This window comes from Streptosporangium sp. NBC_01469 (assembly GCF_036227305.1).
In the GTDB taxonomy this organism is placed as follows: Bacteria; Actinomycetota; Actinomycetes; order Streptosporangiales; family Streptosporangiaceae; genus Streptosporangium.
The window spans coordinates 8,693,711-8,711,063 of record NZ_CP109465.1; the positions used below are offsets into that span (position 1 = coordinate 8,693,711).

At 71.1% G+C, this 17,353-nt stretch carries 14 protein-coding genes; 5 read left to right on the top strand and 9 right to left on the bottom strand.

Translation table 11 applies throughout. The features are described from left to right. Window positions 1-8: 8 nt before the first annotated feature. Together OG587_RS37815 and OG587_RS37820 are read right to left on the bottom strand one after the other, a co-directional pair. Window positions 9-1,328, bottom strand: coding sequence for an HEXXH motif domain-containing protein (locus OG587_RS37815; RefSeq protein WP_329083607.1), 1,320 nt, complete (start codon window positions 1,326-1,328; stop codon window positions 9-11). Further along, a complete protein-coding gene (locus OG587_RS37820; RefSeq protein ID WP_329083608.1) occupies window positions 1,325-2,563 on the bottom strand; it encodes an FxsB family cyclophane-forming radical SAM/SPASM peptide maturase in 1,239 nt (412 codons plus the stop codon). Before OG587_RS37820 ends, OG587_RS37815 begins: the two co-directional genes overlap by 4 nt. A gap of 201 nt (window positions 2,564-2,764) precedes the next feature. Between OG587_RS37820 and OG587_RS37825 the strand changes: the two genes are divergently transcribed. Then, window positions 2,765-5,281, top strand: a complete 2,517-nt coding sequence (locus tag OG587_RS37825; protein ID WP_329083609.1) for an FxsB family cyclophane-forming radical SAM/SPASM peptide maturase — start codon at window positions 2,765-2,767, stop codon at window positions 5,279-5,281. Here the strand turns inward: OG587_RS37825 and fxsT are convergent. Beyond that, window positions 5,278-7,815, bottom strand: a complete 2,538-nt coding sequence (gene fxsT, locus OG587_RS37830) for an FxSxx-COOH system tetratricopeptide repeat protein (protein WP_329083610.1) — start codon at window positions 7,813-7,815, stop codon at window positions 5,278-5,280. The genes OG587_RS37825 and fxsT overlap by 4 nt on opposite strands. Window positions 7,816-8,078: 263 nt before the next feature. Between fxsT and fxsA the strand changes: the two genes are divergently transcribed. The 3 genes from fxsA (at window position 8,079) to OG587_RS37845 (ending at window position 11,221) form a co-directional block, all read left to right on the top strand. Next, entirely contained in the window at window positions 8,079-8,267 is a 189-nt protein-coding gene (fxsA, locus tag OG587_RS37835) for an FxSxx-COOH cyclophane-containing RiPP peptide (protein ID WP_329083611.1), read from the top strand. A gap of 66 nt (window positions 8,268-8,333) precedes the next feature. Beyond that, entirely contained in the window at window positions 8,334-9,239 is a 906-nt protein-coding gene (locus tag OG587_RS37840; RefSeq protein ID WP_329083612.1) for an SIR2 family NAD-dependent protein deacylase, read from the top strand. Continuing rightward, the gene (locus OG587_RS37845) at window positions 9,236-11,221 is read left to right on the top strand and encodes a tetratricopeptide repeat protein (RefSeq protein WP_329083613.1); all 1,986 of its coding nucleotides are present in this window, start codon (window positions 9,236-9,238) and stop codon (window positions 11,219-11,221) included. The genes OG587_RS37840 and OG587_RS37845 overlap by 4 nt, the downstream gene beginning before the upstream one ends. On the opposite strand, the gene OG587_RS37850 is transcribed toward OG587_RS37845, so the two are convergent. Together OG587_RS37850 and OG587_RS37855 are read right to left on the bottom strand one after the other, a co-directional pair. Next, entirely contained in the window at window positions 11,157-11,975 is an 819-nt protein-coding gene (locus tag OG587_RS37850) for a hypothetical protein (protein ID WP_329083614.1), read from the bottom strand. The two genes, OG587_RS37845 and OG587_RS37850, sit on opposite strands and share 65 nt — an antisense overlap. A gap of 224 nt (window positions 11,976-12,199) precedes the next feature. Beyond that, a complete protein-coding gene (locus OG587_RS37855) occupies window positions 12,200-12,622 on the bottom strand; it encodes a DoxX family protein (protein WP_329083615.1) in 423 nt (140 codons plus the stop codon). A 78-nt stretch (window positions 12,623-12,700) separates the two neighbouring features. Between OG587_RS37855 and OG587_RS37860 the strand changes: the two genes are divergently transcribed. Further along, entirely contained in the window at window positions 12,701-13,204 is a 504-nt protein-coding gene (locus OG587_RS37860; protein ID WP_329083616.1) for a MarR family winged helix-turn-helix transcriptional regulator, read from the top strand. 113 nt (window positions 13,205-13,317) lie between these two features. On the opposite strand, the gene OG587_RS37865 is transcribed toward OG587_RS37860, so the two are convergent. From OG587_RS37865 to OG587_RS37880, 4 genes are all read right to left on the bottom strand, one after another. Next, complete coding sequence (locus tag OG587_RS37865; protein WP_329083617.1) at window positions 13,318-14,658, bottom strand: glycoside hydrolase family 6 protein; 1,341 nt, start codon at window positions 14,656-14,658, stop codon at window positions 13,318-13,320. A gap of 524 nt (window positions 14,659-15,182) precedes the next feature. After that, window positions 15,183-15,320 (bottom strand): hypothetical protein, encoded by a 138-nt coding sequence (locus OG587_RS37870; protein ID WP_329083618.1) that lies wholly within the window; start codon window positions 15,318-15,320, stop codon window positions 15,183-15,185. 298 nt (window positions 15,321-15,618) lie between these two features. Further along, the gene (locus tag OG587_RS37875; RefSeq protein ID WP_329083619.1) at window positions 15,619-16,389 is read right to left on the bottom strand and encodes a hypothetical protein; all 771 of its coding nucleotides are present in this window, start codon (window positions 16,387-16,389) and stop codon (window positions 15,619-15,621) included. Beyond that, a complete protein-coding gene (locus tag OG587_RS37880; protein WP_329083620.1) occupies window positions 16,389-17,258 on the bottom strand; it encodes a DUF692 domain-containing protein in 870 nt (289 codons plus the stop codon). The genes OG587_RS37875 and OG587_RS37880 overlap by 1 nt, the downstream gene beginning before the upstream one ends. Window positions 17,259-17,353: the final 95 nt, after the last annotated feature.

Sequence of the window (17,353 nt, forward strand, 5' to 3'; positions counted from 1 at the left end):
GTCCCGGGCTAGTTCGCCCGGAAGCCGGGGTTGCGCCTCCTCCACGCGTCGAGGTGGTGCTCCGCCTCGCGGAGGGCCTGGCTCTCCGCGGCGGAGTCCACCGGTTCCGCGGCACACTCCTCCAGCGTCTTCCTCATGCGCGCCACGAACTCCTCCCCACGCTCGTTCAGGCCCCCGCCGGCCAGCAGCGTGCCGGTGACCGCGTAGGCGGCCCGCCGCCAGCGGGCGAGCTCCACGCGTGCCCGGAACGCCTCGGCGTCCCGCTCGAACCGGTGCTGCCTCCGCCAGAACTCCGCCACCCCGAGATAGGCGTACGAGCCCTGCAGCAGGCCGTAGACGGGGCGCGGGTCGTCCCGCCAGGGCGCGTAGTAGCGCCTGCCGTCGTCCGGCAGGGTCAGCGGGATCACCTCGGTCAGCGCCGTGAGCTTCGCGTGCTGGATCTCGTGTGCGAACGTGGCGGCGAGCCCCACGCCGTCCCACGGGTCCGACATCGCGATGGTTCCGAACGTCTCGCGCGAGGAGGCGCTGTTCTGTCCCCTTTCCGGGGCCTTGACGGGGGTGAGCACCGACACGGCGAGGCCCACCTCCTCCGCCACGGTCCGGTGGTGGGCGGTCAGGACGCGCCACGCCTCCTCCAGGTGCTCCCCCCACGCGCGGAGCCGCTCGGGCTCCAGCCGCGGCTCCGCGACCTCCTCCGCGGCCCACCGGTACGGGTCGAGGTCGTCGACGACCAGGTCGAGTCCCGGGTTCACCCGCAGCCTGTGCAGCGCCTGCCAGCCGGACCGGTCGCCGGAGGGGTGGACGCGGACCGTCAGGCCGCCGGCGTCGAGTTCGGCGCCGTCCCCGTCCGGCCGCACCGTGACGTCGATCGCGTCTCCCGTACCGGCGGGGAGGATGAGCCGGCCCAGGGAAGGCAACATGATCGCGCCGTCGCGGACGGGCAGCCGGACCCGGCACGCGGCCCGTGCCCGCACCGCGGCCACCACGGCCAGCGCGCCCAGCTGCGCGGGATCGTCGTGCGCGCCGTTCCCGCTCCTCAGGGACCGGTAGGCCCGCCACGCCCACGCCCCCACCGCCGGGTAGCGCAGCACGCGCTCGACCTCCTCGCCCGCCTCCCCCTCCAGGTCCGCCAAGAGGTCGTAGGCACGCGTCGCCAGGGCGGCGTCGGGGTGGCCCGCCGACCGCGCCTCGGCCGCGACCCCGCGTACCAGCAGCCTGTTCTTGACGCGCTGGACCGCGCTCAGCTCGGCCACGGCGTCGGCTCCCCCCTCACCGGCCGCCAGCGTGAGAACCGTCGTGTCGGACACTCCCCGCTCACCGAGCCTCATCGACTTCCCTTCAGCCGGGCGACATCCCTCGCGAAACCTGTACGGATATGGGTGATCAACCGATAGAGGTCGGGACAGTAGACCGAGGGCCCCCTGAACCCGGCGGCCTCGCTGTACCTGTGCGCGTACAACCCCCCGCCGCAGACCGAACGGAGGTCGCAGGCCAGGCAGACGGGTGCCAGCGCGAGCTCGCCGATCTGCCGGGCGGCCATGGCCGGGTGCCTGAGCGCGGCGTCGAACGAGTCGCGGAGCAGGTGCAGGCGGGTCGCGGCCGCCCCGTGGTAGCTGGACTTCAGGATGTCCGACTGCTCGATGCTGCCGTCGGTCTCCACGACGGCCATCCGGGCCGGTGAGAGCCCCACCGTCTCGCTGCGCGAGGCGCCTCCCGTCAGCAGGCGCATGATCTCGCGGAACAGCCTGACCTCCGTCTGGTCGGCGGACGAGCCGTACCAGCGGTCGAAGATCGGGATCAGCCAGTCGGCGTACGGCGTCGCCTCGGCGTCCGGGAGGCGGTACGGCGGCGGGGTGGACCAGTTGCCGTGCGGGAGCAGGAAGTCGACGGCCGGTGGATCGAAGGCGAGGAGCGCCTCGTAGGTCGCCAGCGGATCGTTGCGGACGTCGATGGTGCACAGCAGGCCGCTGAACAGGTGATGGAACGGGCCGTCGGTCAGCCTGCGAAGCGATTCCGCGACGATCGCGTGACTTCCCCTGCCGTCCGCGTAGCGCCTGTGCCGGTCGTGGCCCTCGGCGTAGCCGTCCATGCTCACCCCGACACGGATCTCCAGGCTCTCGAAGAGCCGCAGATAGGTCTCGTCCAGGCGCAGCCCGTTGGTCTGCACGCCGACGCGGACGCGGGTCCCGACGTCGGCGGCGGCCCCCCTGATGGTGCGCACGGCGTAGGAGATGAGTTCGGGCCCGGCCAGCAGGGGCTCTCCCCCGTGCAGGATGACCTCGACCTCGGCCAGCTCGTGGGCGAGCGCGTGCTCGGCGACGCGTCTCGCCGTGCAGTCGACGATCGCCTTCGACATGCGCCGCGGCTGGGCCTTCCAGGACTGGTCGGCCATCTCGTAGATGTAGCAGTGGCGGCAGGCGAGATCGCACCTGCTGTGGATCTTCAGGATGAACTGCCGGAAAGCCGCCGGCCGCCACCCCGCGTCCAGCAATCCCCCGACATCGAGCGTCTCGGGGAACACACCCCGGGGTGAGGGGATTATCGGGTCAAGATTCTCCGGCAAACGCGGCACACCTCTCTTGCGCCATTCCCTATCTGGCATGAGTTTGCCCCAATAGTCAAGTTTCAGCCCCGCGAATACCTACCCTTCCCCGACATGATCACTGGTTTTCCCCGCAACCTGGAACGGCGACCGGCCATCATCTATCGTGTAAACATCTTTCGGGCGTCACATAACGTGGTCTCGGCAGGGGGCTGATCAGCGATGCACGAGTGGCCGTCAACCCTCGACATCGGAGAGCTGATGGCCGGTGGCTGGCGGCCGACTCCGTTCCGGCAGTTCATCCTGAAGATCCACAGCAGGTGCGATCTCGCCTGCAAATATTGCTACATGTACGAAATGGCCGATTCCTCGTGGCAGACACGACCGAAACAAATGTCCCGGGAGACCTTCGCCGCCACGGCCTCGAGAATCGCCCAGCACGCCCGCCGCCACGACCTGGCCGACATAGAGCTCATCCTGCACGGGGGCGAGCCCCTGCTCGCCGGCCGCGAGGCGATCCGCGAGCTCGTCACGCTGGTCCGCTCGGCGGTCGGCCCCGCCACTCGGACCACGGTCGGCCTGCAGACGAACGGCACCCTGCTCGACCTCCCCTATCTCCGGCTCTTCGACGAACTCGGCGTCCGGGTCGGGGTGAGCCTCGACGGCGACGAGACGATGCACGACCGCGGCCGCCGCCGCGCCAACGGCCAGGGCAGCCACGCCGACGTCCTCCGCGCCCTCGGCCTGCTGGGCTCGCCCGCCTTCAGGCACCTCTTCAGCGGCCTGCTGTGCACCGTCGACCTCAGGAACGACCCGATCGGGGCCTACGAGGCGCTCCTCGCCTTCGATCCGCCGGCCGTCGACTTCCTGCTCCCGCACGGCAACTGGTCGGCGCCCCCTCCCGGCCGGACCCCGGACACCGAGGCGACGCCGTACGCCGACTGGCTGATCCCGGTCTTCGACCGCTGGTACGCCGCGCCACGGCGGCCCACCTGGGTCCGGACGTTCAACGAGATCATCCACGGGCTGCTCGGCGGCTCGTCGTCGAGCGAGCAGATAGGCCTGTCCCCGGCGGCGATGGTCGTCGTGGAGACCGACGGCGGCATCGAGCAGTCGGACGCCCTGAAGTCGGCCTACCCGGGGGCGCCGGAGACCGGGCTGCACGTGGCACGCGACTCCTTCGACGACGTGCTGCTCCTCCCCTCGATCGCCGCCCGCCAGATCGGCGAGTCGGCCCTCTCCCCGACCTGCCGGGCGTGCCCGGTCTCCCGGGTCTGCGGCGGGGGCCACTACGCCCACCGCTACCGCTCCGGCCACGGTTTCGCCAACCCCTCCGTTTACTCCCCCGACCTCCTCCGTCTCATCGGGCACATCAAGAGAACGGTCGAAGCCGACCTTTCGGCCCGATCAAAACGGCAGAGAAAGGGCACGATGAACCTGCGTGAGCACCGGATCGCGGCCGGGACGTTCTCGGAACTCGCCACCGGCGGCGGGGGCACCACCGCGGTCGCCGAACTGTCCGCCGCACAGCACAGCAAGCACGTCCTCCTCGTCCGCGGGGTGCTGGAGACCGCGCGAGCGAGCGGCCATCCCGACGGCGCCGCCACCCGTCGCGCCTACGACCTGCTCGCCACCGTCCAGCGCCGCTACCCCGGCGTCGTCGACGCCGTCCTGCGCCACCCGTCGGTGGGCGCCTGGGCGCGCCGGACGGTCAAGATGCTCGCCGCCGGCGACGGCGACGCGGCTCCGGGACAGCTCGCGGCGCTCGCCGCCGCCGCGGCGATCCGTTCGGGCACCGCCTGCGAGATCGACGTACCGGCGGTGGAGGGGGTGGTCACGCTGCCGTCACTGGGGCAGGCGGTCCTGCCGCCGACCGTCTCGGCGGCCACGGTCGAGTGCGGCCCGGACGACACCGAGATCACCGCGGACGGGATCATCGTCCGGATTCCCCGCGACCCCCGCCAGGACGCCCCGGGGTGGAGGGGGCTGCGCTCGCTGTCCAGCGAGGCGGACGGCATGTCGCTCCACCTGGTCATCGACGACCTCGACCCCTACCGGATGCCGGAGACGGGCAACATCGGCGGGCGTCTCACCGAGGCCGAGACCGAGCGGTGGCAGTCGACGCTGCACGGGGCCTGGGACCTGCTGGTGCGCCACCACCGGATCGTGGCCGAGGAGGTGGCCACGGCGATCACGGTTCTCACCCCGCTGGTCGCGCCCGCCAGGGGCCAGTCGAGCTCGTCCTCGCGGGAGACCTTCGGCTGCGTGGCCCTGTCGACGCCGCCGGACGCGTCCTCGCTCGCGGTCACGTTGACGCACGAGACGCAGCACGCGAAGCTCTCGGCCCTGCTCGACCTCGTCCCCCTCACCCTCCCCGACGACGGCTCCCGCTACTACGCCCCCTGGCGCGAGGATCCCCGCCCCGTGCCGGGGCTGCTCCAGGGCGCGTACGCCTTCCTGGGCGTGGCCGGCTTCTGGATGCGCCAGCGCGGCCTGGAGTCGGGGGAGGCGGCCCTGCGCGCGCACGCGGAGTTCTTCCAGTGGCGCGAGGCCTCGCGCCTTGTCACCGGCACCCTGCTGGGCAGCGGGCGGCTCACCCCCGCCGGGGAGAACTTCACGGCCGGGATGGCACGGCGCCTCGACGGCTGGTCGCGGGAGAGCGTGCCGGCCCGCGCGCGGGCCATGAGCCGTGAGCGCTCGGACGACCACCGCGCGCGCTGGCTCCTGCGCAACGGTTAGAGGGCGGGCGGGTCGAAGTCGAAGTCGAGCCGCTCCCCTCTCAGCGCCACCGTCGTGTCGGGATGGTCCTCGCCCAGCACCCGCCGGTAGCGCTCGAAGGTGTCGGCCTCCAGCGTCTCCGCCTCCGCCAGGGCACCCCGGACCCGCAGGTCGACGACGAGGTTGTTCGCGCAGGCGAGGGTGAGCGGATGGTCGACGCCCAGCAGCTCCCGCAGCTGTGCCAGCGTCTCCTGGCCCAGCCGCCCGGCCTGGGAGGTCTCTCCCCTGGCGGCGAGGTCGCTGGCGAGGTTGATCGCGCAGGTGAGCGAGTAGTGGTGCTCGCGCCCCAGCGTGCGGTCGAAGCCCTCCAGGCATCTCAGGTCGAGCTCGTTCGCCTCCTCGACCTCTCCGTTGACCCGCAGCAGCAGGGCGAGGTTCATGTTGCAGCCGAAGGTGAAGGGGTGCTCGTCCCCGTATCTTCTGGGGTAGCGGGCCGCCGTGTCGCGCAGCAGCTCCAGCGCCTCGTCGATCTCCCCCCTGGTGCGCTGCGCGTTGGCCAGGCACAGGGCGGCCGCGAGCGTGTCGGGGTGGTCGCGACCGAAGATGCGCTCCTCCAGCTCGAACGTCCGCTGGGCGATCTCGAACGCCTCGTCGATCAGCCCCGCCCTGCGCTTGGCGATGGACAGGTCCTTGGCGGCGCGCAGGGTCCTGGGGTGGTCGGCCCCCAGCTCCTGGACGCTGGAGTCGTAGGCGTCCTCGCCGATGTCACAGGCCTCCGAGTATTCGCCCCTGAGCCGCACGATGCGGGCCAGGCCGTTCCACGAGGTGAGGATGGACTGCTGGCTCGACTTGGAGTCGCTGGAGCGCTGCAGCGTGTAGGCGGCCTGCTGCAGCTCGCTCGCCTTCTGGTAGTCGCCGAGCAGCATGTAGTCGAGCGCGAGGTTGTTCATGGTGCGCAGCGTCCGGCGGTGTCTCGGGCCGAACAGCGCCTGGTGCTGGCGCAGCGACTCCTCGTCGTGTGCCAGGGCGGCCGCGAAGTCACCCCGCATCCTCAGGTCGCCGCCGTGGCTGTTGGTGAGCAGCAGGGTCTCCTCGTGGTCGGGCCCGAGGACCTCCCGCATGCGCGCCAGTGTCCCGCGGTTGAGCTCGAAGGAGGCCCGGTAGTCGCCGAGCTCGCGCAGGACGATCCCAGAGTGCCGGTGCGCGGAGAGCACGTGCTGGTCCTCGTCGCCGCTGTCGGCCCGCCATCTCTCGATCAGGCGCCCGACGAGATTCCTCGCCGACTGGTAGCCCCCCGACGAGTAGAGGTAGCGCACGACGTCGAGGGCGAAGCGGCGGATGCGGGGGTCGCGGCTGACCTCGATCTGCGCGGGTGTCACGTGGCTGAGCAGCTCCGCGTAGCGCGGCCACAGGACGTTGTCGTCGGGGGGGCCCGGTGACGCCGCCGCCAGCAGCAGGTGCACCTCGTGGCGGAAGGACGCGTGCTCCTCCTCGCTCAGCTCGTCACGCAGGAGCGCCTGGATCAGCCGGTGCACCTGGATGGTCCGGTTGTCGGAGTCGATCCTGGCCAGGGCGTAGCGTCCCAGCTCCTTGATGCCCTTGCTCAGCAGGATCGGGTTGTCGAGGAGCGGGCCGAGGCGCGACCCGGGCGCGAAGTCATCGGGAAGCACCCCGAACACGTCGCGGGGAATGGGATCCGGCCCGAAGAAGGCGCAGCAGCGCAGGAGCTCCACGGCCTCGGGCAGCTTCGCCTTGAGCTGGGACACCGACAGCGACCACGCCGCGGTCATGGACAGCGGGTAGTCGGGCGCCTTGTTGGCCCCGAGCAGCTGGGCCGTCTGCTCCTGCAGCAGCCGGAGGTACTGCTCGACGGACATGCCGGTCTCGGTCTGCAGGGCCCCGGCCTGCTCCAGGGCGAGCGGCAGGTCGCCGAGCTGGTCGGCCAGCCGGTTCCTGTCGTCGAGGCTGGTCGAGCTGGGCACCCGCTTGCTGAGGAACTCGATGCTCTCCGCCCGGGTGAAGACGTCGACGGGAAGGGTGTCGACCACGCTCTGCCAGGCGTGGTTGCGGGAGGTGATCAGGACGTGCCCGGGACCGCGCGGGACGATCTCGTTGATGTCCTCCGGCTGCTCGGCGTTGTCGAAGACGAGCAGCCAGCGGGAGTAGGGCTCGCCGCGGCGCAGGGCGTCCAGCACGGCCGCGGACGCGTCCTCCACGCCCATCGCGGAGGAGGAGGGCACCCCCAGGTGCGGGGCGAGCGCGGCCAGCGAGGAGCGCACCAGCATCGGCTGGTCCGCGGGGATCCACCAGACCAGGTCGTACTCGTGGCGGAAGCGGTAGGCGTACTCGATCGCGACGTGGGTCTTGCCGACGCCGCCGAACCCGTGGAGGGCGTGCGGCACCACCGCGGTGACCTCGGAGGTGACCCCGGTGTGCAGCTTGTCGAGAAGGTCTTCCCTGCCGGTGAAGTTCTTGTTCTGCTGGGGGACCTTTCCCCAGACCTGGGGCTGGCGTCCCGTTGCCCGGGAAGCCCCCGACGACTGTGAAATGGGCACGCGACCGCCTCCACTCGCCCGATTTGGGATCAGCCTAGACGCCCGGTCCTCGCAAGCGCATAAACGAAGGGGTCAGAGTCTTATGGCTACGTCCCAAAGGACATCACTGTCACACCCTAAAAAGGATTATTATCCGTATACCATACTGCCCGGTCTTCCAAATTATCGTCCGAAGCGCTCGCCCGGTCATCGGAAGAGTGTAACGATGGCCCCGGGCGGGGACACATGAAGAGCCGGGAACGCGGGGGTGCGAGGGAGTCCGCATGAGCGATGAAGCCGTCATGGCCGACGCCGATTTCGGCAAAGGCCTGATCGACCTCACGAAGATGAACCTGGCCGATCTTGACGGGATCGGCGATTCCGTCCTCGGCCTCGCACTGCGGGAAATAGTCGAAGACGAGGACACCGGCCCGGTGGCCGGATTCGACTCGTTCATATCAAAACCTTTGTGACAACCCACCGATGTGCGACATTGGAGTGCGAGACTCACGCTCTTTGTCGACAAACATGGTGGGGCCGTGGACGACACCGACTGGGAACGTTTGATCGACCAGCTCGGCAGGGGTGACTGCGCCCCTTTCCTCGGAGCGGGAGCCTGTGCCGGCACCCTTCCCACCGGCACCGTCCTCAGCAACCGGTACGCCCTCCGCTACGGCTACCCGTTCTCCGACGCGGGCGACCTGGCCCGGGTGATGCAGTACGGCGAGGCCGTGGTGCGCGATCCGGTCGACCTCAAGGAGGCGGTCTGCGGCCACCTGCGCTCGCACGGGCGGCCTCCGCCGGGTGATCCCGGCGAACCGCACCGGCTGCTGGCCGGTTTCCCGCTGACGACGTTCCTCACGACGAACTACGACGACTTCCTGGCCGAGGCGTTGCGGGCGCAGGGCAAGGAGCCCCACGTGGCCGTCTCCCCCTGGTGGGACACCGACCCCGCCGCGGCCCCCCTCCTGCCGGAGCCGACGGTGGAGCGGCCCGTCGTCTACCACCTCCACGGAAGCTGGGCGGAGCCCGCGTCGCTGGTGCTGACCGAGGCCGACTACCTGACGTACCTTGTCAACATGGTGGACGCCGTCGCGACCGACGGGCGGCACCCGCTGCCGACCCCGATCCTGCGGGCGATGACCACCCGGCCGCTGCTCTTCGTGGGCTACAGCCTGCAGGACTGGACGTTTCGGGTGCTGTTCCACGGCCTGGTGCGCAACACCCCCCGCAGCAACAAGCGGCGGCACGTGAGCGTGCAGCTCATGCCCGAGGTCAGCGGGTCGGCGGGCGACACCGGGAGCGGCGGGAGCGGCGGGAGCGCCGAGAGCAAGGCCAGACGCTACATCACCCACTATCTCGACCGCTGGAACATCTCGATCTTCCTGGGGACCGCCTCGGAGTTCTGCGCGGAACTCCGGCGGAGAATGGGACGGACGTCATGACGACCGCGACTCGCACCGGCGACGGGACCATCCGGCCGTACGTGGGGCTGCGCCCCTACGACCGGAGCGAGCACGCGCTGTTCTTCGGGCGGGAGCGCGAGGCCCGCGACATCGCCACCATCTGGCAGGCCACCGGCCTCACCGTGCTGTTCGGGGCCTCGGGGGTCGGCAAGACTTCCCTTCTCCACGCGGGTGTCCTGCCGCGCGTCGAGCCCGAGCGCGCCGACGTCCTGCCAATCGCCCGCGTGTCGCCGCGCGGCATCACCTCGCTGCGCCCGAAGGTGCCCGGCAACCCCTACGTGCTGGCGTTGCTGTCGGCCTGGGCGCCGGACCGGCCGCTGCCGGCGCTGGCCGGGCTGACGGTCTCGGACTTCCTGGCCGAACGCCCCGAACGCACCGACAGGTACGGCGACCCGGTGCCCGTCCTGGTCGCCGTCGACCAGGCGGAGGAGCTGTTCGGCGGCCCGCTCGACCTCGAGGAGGAACGCCACGGGCTCCTGCGCCAGCTGGCGAGGGCGGTGGAGGAGCACGACGGCCTCCACCTGCTGCTGTCGCTGCGCGAGGAGTACCTGGCCTCCGTCCTGCCGCACGAGCGCCCGCTGGGCCGGGGCTCGCGGGCACGGTTCCAGCTGCCGCCGCTCACCCGCGCCGCGGCGCTCGACGCCACCACGAGGCCGCTCGAGCGCACCGGCCGGTTCTTCGCCCCCGGTGCCGCGGAACGGCTCGTCGACGACCTGCGCACCGTCCCGATCTCCAACGACGAGGGGCAGACGACCACGCTGACGCTGAACACGGTCGAACCGGTCCAGCTGCAGGTCGTCTGCTCCGCGCTGTGGGAGTCGCTGCCCTCCGGCCTCCGGGAGATCAGCGTGGAGCACGTGAACCTGCACGTGAACGTCGACCGGTTCCTGACCGGCTTCTGCGATCGGATGCTCGCGCGCGTCTCGGCCGAGTCCGGTGTCACCTCGAGCGAGATCCGCTCCTGGTTGCGCAAGACCTTCGTCACCGAGCACGGGACGCGCAACACCGTCTACGAGGGCCTCCACGAGACGGCCGGCATGCCGAACGCCGTCGCCAAGGCGCTGGAGGACTCCCACATCCTGCGGGGCGAGCACCGGCTGGGGATCCGCTGGTACGAGCTGCAGCACGATCGCCTGATCGGCTCGGTGCGCCAGTCGCGGCCCCCGGCGGCCTACCTCGGCGACGCGAGGCTGGCGCTGGCCAGGGGCGGGTGGGAGACGGCCCGCGGGCTCGCGGAGGAGGCGGTCCGCGCCTCGGGGAGCGGCGAGACGTGGGTGCGTGCCGAGGCCCTGCTGATCCTGGGAGAGGTGGCGTCGGCGGAAGGCGAGGTGGAGAGCGCGCGGAGCCGGTTCGAGGAGGCGGCCGACATGTTCGCGACGCTCCAGCGGTTCAACGGGGTGGCCTCCGCGCTGACCGGGGAGGGACGGCTCTGGCTGTCGCAGGGACGGTACGACAGCGCGGTCGAGCGGCTGCGCTCCGCCCTGTCCTGGGTTCCCAACGACCTGTCCGCGCATCTGGCGCTCGGGCAGGCCCTCTGGCATCTGGGACAGCCACGCGCCGCCCTCGCCCTGCTCAACGGGGCCGTCGCGCTCGCGGACGAGCCCCCCGCCGAGGCGCTCGCGCTGCGCGGCGAGATCCTGGCCGACCTCGGAAAGCCCGCGGAGGCGCTGCGCGACCTGGACCTCGTCCGCAGGCACCAGCGGCCCGCCACGATCGCCGCCAGGGCGCTCGCCCTCGCCCTGGAGCGGCGGTTCGACGCCGCCCAGCAGGAGATCCTGGACGCGCTCGCCGGCGAGTCCGACAGCGGTCCCGTCCTGGTGCGGGCCGCGCGCGTCCACGCCCTGCTGGGGCGGCCCGCGATGTCGGAGGGGCTCGCCTCGCGGGCGCTCGGCGCGGTCACTCCTGGGCTTCCACCACATCTGCGGAAGCAGGCCGAGGAGCTCCTGCGGAAAACGGCGTGACGTCGTCCCGTCTCGCCGCCTCCCACATGTGGTCGAACTGGTTCACCCAGTAGGTGTACCAGCGCTCGTCGCGGCCTCGGGTCAGCTCCAGGTGCATGCGCGAGGAGGTCGACGCGTTGTGAAAACCGTGAATCTCCACCATGACCCGGCCCCGGGGGGTTTCCGGGTCGACAAGCACGAGACTGAATCCCGGACTGTAGGAAAGCAGGCGGTATTCGAACTCGCCAGCCGTTTTCCAGCCGCTCATCAGCCGAAGGCGTTCCATCGTGCTGTCCAGCGCGGCCGGAAGCCGCTGGACGGGAAACTCGATCGAATCGTCCAGCTGCTTCGCGGCCTGCCGGACCGCCGTCTTCTCCATGGGGTCGAGAATGACGATCCTGGCCTTTCCCTTCTCCCGCGCGAGCACCGTGTTGCGTATGAGCTCACAGGTCTGCGCCGACAGCAGATTGACCGCGGACGGCGCGAACACGCGCACGTCACGGGCCTGGGCCAGCAGTGAGGACAGCGGCACCGCGTCGTACACGGAACGGTCGTGCAGAAGACCGGTGGGCGATTCCGCGGGCTCCGCGGGCAGGGTGAGCCGGTAGAGAAGCAACCCGACCCCGGAGAACAGGACGGCCCATCTGAGGTCGACGTCCAGCTTGTCACCGAAGATTGAGAGAAAGGCGAAAGCGAAGAGAACGGCCGTGAGAGCATACGCGTCGATATGCTGCCGGGCCTTGAAATCCCTGCTTATTCTTTGGAGCAGACGCACACCGACCCCCAGTTCTTGGGCGCTGTCGAGAACAGCTATGCCCATTGTCCGGGGCCGGGATCTCGTGACGCTCGATGTCGTGGGTTCCGGTCGGCCGGACCCTCCCGCTGGAGAAAGGCCCGGCATCCGTAATTCCGATGGCCGGCCGAACCTGCCGAACCTGCCGGCCCGGTGGCCGGTTGGACGGTGGCCGGCCGGCGACGGCGCTGCCAGAAGGTGGCCGGTCAGACGGTGGCCGGCCGGCGGCGGCGCTGCCAGAAGGTGTCGACGGCCAGGGCCCCGCCGCCGCTGAAGGCGACGACCAGGGTGCCGGCGGCGAGCGCGAGGACGAACTCGTAACCGCCCTCGCCCACCGAGAAGCCGTTGGCGAGATGGACGAAGACGATGGCGCCGAGCATGTTGAGCACGAGCAGGAGGCCGAACACGGGCAGGGCCGCGCCCAGGATGAGCGCGATGCCGCCGACGACCTCGAGGACGGCGACCGCCGGTGCGGCGACCGCCGCGAGCGGGATCCCCGAAGACTCGAAGAACCCGGTGGTCTGGCCCAGTCCCGTCGTCAGGAACTTCTGCGCGCCGTGGATCAAGAAGATCACGCCGAGGGCGATCCGCGCCAGCAGCAGGGCGTAGGGCCGTACCTGGTCAAGCATGATGACTCCTCTTGTCATTCGAATTTGCACCAAACCATAGCGGTTAGTTCAAATTCGAACAAGCCGTACAATGTTCCGGTGAGCGACACGAGATGGCTCAATGAGAGCGAGATGGCCGCGTGGATGGCCTATGTGGCCGCGACGCACCTCCTGGAGCGCCGTGTCGAGGACCAGCTGAAAGCCGACTCCGGTCTGACCCACGCCCAGTACGAGATCCTGGCGAAACTCTCCCAGCACCCCGGCGGGCAGATGCGGATGACCGAGCTGGCCAACCGGCTGATCGTTTCGAAAAGCGGTCTCACCTACCAGATCGGGCAGCTGGAACGGAAGGGACTCGTCACGCGGGCGGCCTGCCCGTCGGACGAGCGGGGCGTGCTGGCCGTGCTCACCGAGGAGGGCAGGCGCTGCCTGGAACGCACCGCGCCGGGGCACGTGGCCGTGGTGCGCGCCTTCCTGATCGACCGGCTCACCCCCGAGGAGGTCGAGACCATGCGGCAGATCATGACGAAGGCCACCGCGGCCATGGAGGCGACGCCCGCGGGCCCGCTCCGCACGCTCCGGCCGGGCAAAAGCCCAGGGTAACGCGCGGGACGGACCCTCGGGACCGGTTCTCCCCTTCGGCCACGCGGTCACGGGGAAGGCGGAAGAATCCGGTACGGCTCGCGCGGGGGGCATACCGCGCGAGCCGCACCGGATCAGGCGGCGACGCAGCTGACCGAGGAGGGTGCGCCGTTGCTCCCCGACCAGTTACCGGTGAACCCGAAGGACGCCGAGGCGCCCGGGGAGAGGTTGCCGTTGTGGGACACGTTCCGCACCGAGACAGCCGTGCCGCTCTGGGTGTGCTGCCCGTTCCACAGCTGGGTGATGCTCTGGTTGCCGGGGAAGGACCAGCTCACCGTCCAGCCCGTGATGGCCGCGGCGCCCGCGCTCCGCACGGTCACCTCGGCCTGGAAGCCACCCTGCCAGGAGCCGATCAGCCGGTAGGCGGCCGTGCAGGCCCTGCCGCCGGTCGGCGTGACGCTCGGGGTCGGGGTGGGCGTCAGGGTGGGGGGCAGGGTGGGCGTGGGGGGCGAGGTGACGGGCGGGGCCGCCATGGCCAGGTCGTAGGCGCGCTGCGGGACGAACTGCCCGGCCCCGGCGATGCAGCCGTCGGCCTCGCCCGGCAGCTTGATCCACAGGAAGGCGTCGATCGCGGAGTCGCCGGTGACGTTGGTGCTCGGCGTGCCGATCGCCCGGCCGGCCGGGTCACACCACTCGCTGCCCTGCGGGCCGTTGCCGTTGCGGCTGGTGTCGATCACCGCGCGGAGCCGGGAGACGCCGGTGGCGGAGATGATGTTCTTGGCGTACGCGATCTCGGTGGAGCTCCACCGGTAGTTGGAGACGTTCAGGGCGATGCCGTCCGCGCTGTTCGCCACGTCCGCGGCGTTCAGGCGGGCGGCGGCCTCCGACGGCGACAGCCATCCCGAGTGCCCGATGTCGAAGTAGACCCTGGCCGAGGAGGAGGCGGCCTTCAGCTTCTTGCCGGCGTACGCCATGGAGGCCCTGGTCTCCTGCTGCTGGGAGGCGTTCATGCAGTTGGTCATGATCGGGAGCACGTCGGGCTCCAGGATGATCGACGCCGGACGTCCCTGGAGGCCGGCGGCGAGCTCGTCGATCCACTGCCGGTAGACCGTGTGGTTGGGCGCGCCGCCCGTACTGGCGCCGCTGCAGTCACGGTTGGGGATGTTGTAGACGACGAGGATGGGGGTCTTGCCCGCCCCCGCCGCCGCTCCGACGAACGCCGACACCTGGCCGCGCACGGCGGAGGTGTTGGTGGTGGTGAACCATCGGGCCTGTGGCACGGCGGCGATCCGGTCCCGGATGACCGGCGTCCTGGAGTCCCCGGGGTTGGCCGCGACCCACTTGGCGGCGTTGGTCTCCGGATCGACGTAGAACGGGGAGTCAGCGGCGAACGCGCCGGAGGCGACGGCGACCGCGGTACCTGACACGATCAACAGAGCCGCGCAGAGCGTGGCCAGGATCGATCTTCTTGGCATGGATCGGCTCCTTCAGGGGAGGCATGGGAGCGCTCCCACCATAGGTGGCCAACCCCTCCCGGACGTAGTCGGCACCGGCGCCGCCTCACATTGCGACACGCTGACCTGTGCGAACACCTCCGGCGCCCGGTGAAAGTTTCAGCACCGCAGGCCCGTCCCCGTCCAGGACCGTGGTCCCAGACGGGAGGGCGACCGGTGTCCCGCTCCCAGGCGGGAAACCGTTCCCCATGGCGAGGGACGGGGCCCGATCGTGGACGAGCCTGGAGAACATGAACGAAAACCAACGGTCCATCACACGCCGGGTCGCGACGGCGCTCGTCACCGCGGGAACCTGCGGGACACTCCTCGTCTCGCTCCTCACCGCCCCGAACGCCGCCGCCCACGGCCACGACACATCCCCGGCCGCCGCGCGGACCGGCAGCGGGGAGGCGACCGGAGAGGCCGGGAGCGCCGTGGCCGGTATCCGTGGGACGGGAGGCGAGGGAGACCCCCTCGCCTCCCACCGGCCGTCTCAGACGGCCGGCTCACCCATCAGGATCGTCGCGGCCGCAGCGGCCACCGCTGCAGCACGAGCGGCCCGTGACCTCCTGGCCGTCGGGGCCGGTGACGGCCTCGAAAACGAACTCGGGCCCCGTGTCCTCGCGAGTGGTGTCATCGTTCACGATGTTTCTCCCTCCAGGAGCGCCTGCCGGGGCAGGGCGAGGTGGCGACCCGATGCCGGGCCGGTTTCTCCGCGGTCCGGCACACCGGGTGCGCCGGGCGCGGAGGATCGGTGGCGACGCCCGCGGGCGTCGTGCCCCGGTCGCGGGGTGGGGGCCGGCGACGGCGGCGTGGGATCCGGACCGGCGTCTCGTCCGGCGCGGTCCATCGCGACCGGCACCGCCCTCCCCGTCGGGTCATGTTCCGCCGCGATCCCGCGAAGGTGTGTGCGGACCCTCCCGGCGGGCGGCGCGTGAGAAGTCAGGACCGCGGCCATACCAGACCGGCCAGTACCAGCTTGGCGAGCGTTTCCGCGGCGCGGGCGTGATCACCGCCCACCTCGGCGACCACCTGGGCGGCGTCGCGGGTGCCGTCACAGCGGGCCAGCAGCATGGCGGTGCCGTCACTGATCCGGTAGGCCCGTACGACGGGCGCCCGCCAGCCGCGCTGCAACAGCACTCGCGTCCGTACGGCGGGCAGCTCACCGATCGGCGGCCCCGCGGTGACGTCATGGGTGTACGTCTCGACCCGGGCGGCGGCCGACAGCCGGAGCGCCCCGGCCGGCCGGTCGCCGGATCCCGCCACGGTGGCGGCGTCGCGGGCGGCCAGCGCGGCGTCCCGGTCGTGGACCAGCGTGGCGCGTGCCAGCTCGTAGCGGGCGTAGGCGGTCAGCCGCGGTGTCTCTTGGGTCGCCAGCCAGGCCGTCAGCCGTTCGGACTCCCACATCCCGAACGGCCGCGCCGCCGGCTGTGGGCGGCGTACGACGCCGCGGGCGAACTCCTCCCACAGGGCACGGTGACCGCCGAGGAGCTCGGCGACCGTGTCCGGCAGGCACGCGGCGACCGCCGACCGCAGCTTGCCCAGCACGCCGGTGTACGTCACCCGGTAGCCGTCGAGCGCGGCACCGCTCAACATGGCCAGCTCGGCGTCGCTCAGCTCGTACCGGCGCTGCAGCCTCACGGGGTCCTCGCGCAGCAGCGCGGACTCCGCCTCGCAGACCAGCATCGCCGCGAGCGCGTCCTGCACGCCCATCACGCGCCCCCCGCCGACTGTGCCGCCGCTCGCTCTCCGGTGGCGCGGGAGCGCAGCACGGTTCGCGCGCGGTCGATCTCGGCCAGCAGGTCGCCGAAGTCGTCGGGGAAGTTCTGGTCGCGTTCGACCAGCGTGGCGTTGACTCGCGTACGCGACACCAGCTCCGCCAGCAGGTCCCACACCCGGGCCGGGATCGCGGCACCGTGGCTGTCGAGGGAGAGCCGATCCCCGTCCCCGTCGACGCCGCCGGCCAGATGCACCTGGACGACCCGTTCGACCGGGATGGTGTCGAGGAACTCCAGCGGGTCGAAGCCGTGGTTGCGCGCGTTGATGTCGAGGTTGGCCAGATCCAGCAGCAGGCCGCACTCGCAGTGCTCCATCACCTCGGTGACGAACTGCGCCTCGGTCAGCGGGGTGGCCAGGTCCACGTAGTAGGTGATGTTCTCCAGCAGGAACGGCCTGCCCACCGCCTCCTGCACCCGCCGCGCCCTGCGGCCCAGCCGCCGGGCGACCTCCCGGGTCCTCGGCAGCGGCACCAGCAGCCCCACGTCGACCCTGTCGGTGCGGGTGAAGCACAGGTGGTCGCTGAACCACGGCGCGTCGATGTCCGCCACCAGTGCGGCCAGCGCCTGTACGTACGCCGCGTCCGGTTCCCGCTCCGAGCCGATGGACAGTTCCAGCCCGTGCGGCACGACCGGGAACCGGCGAACCAGCTCCCGCAGCCGCTCACGCTCGTCGGGCGGGGCGAACAGGTAGCGCTCGGTGATCACTTCCAGCCAGTCGATCCGGTCGGCGTGCGCCTCGATCGCCTCGGCCAGTTCCGCGCGATGTCCCAGGCCGGACCCCAGTGCGGGCAACCCTGTCAGCATGTGGTTCTCCCATCACCTCACAGTGATGTTCACGAGCACTTCACAACCGCTGTACCCCGCAACGTGCCCGACGGGATCGGGAGCCACGCCGGGCC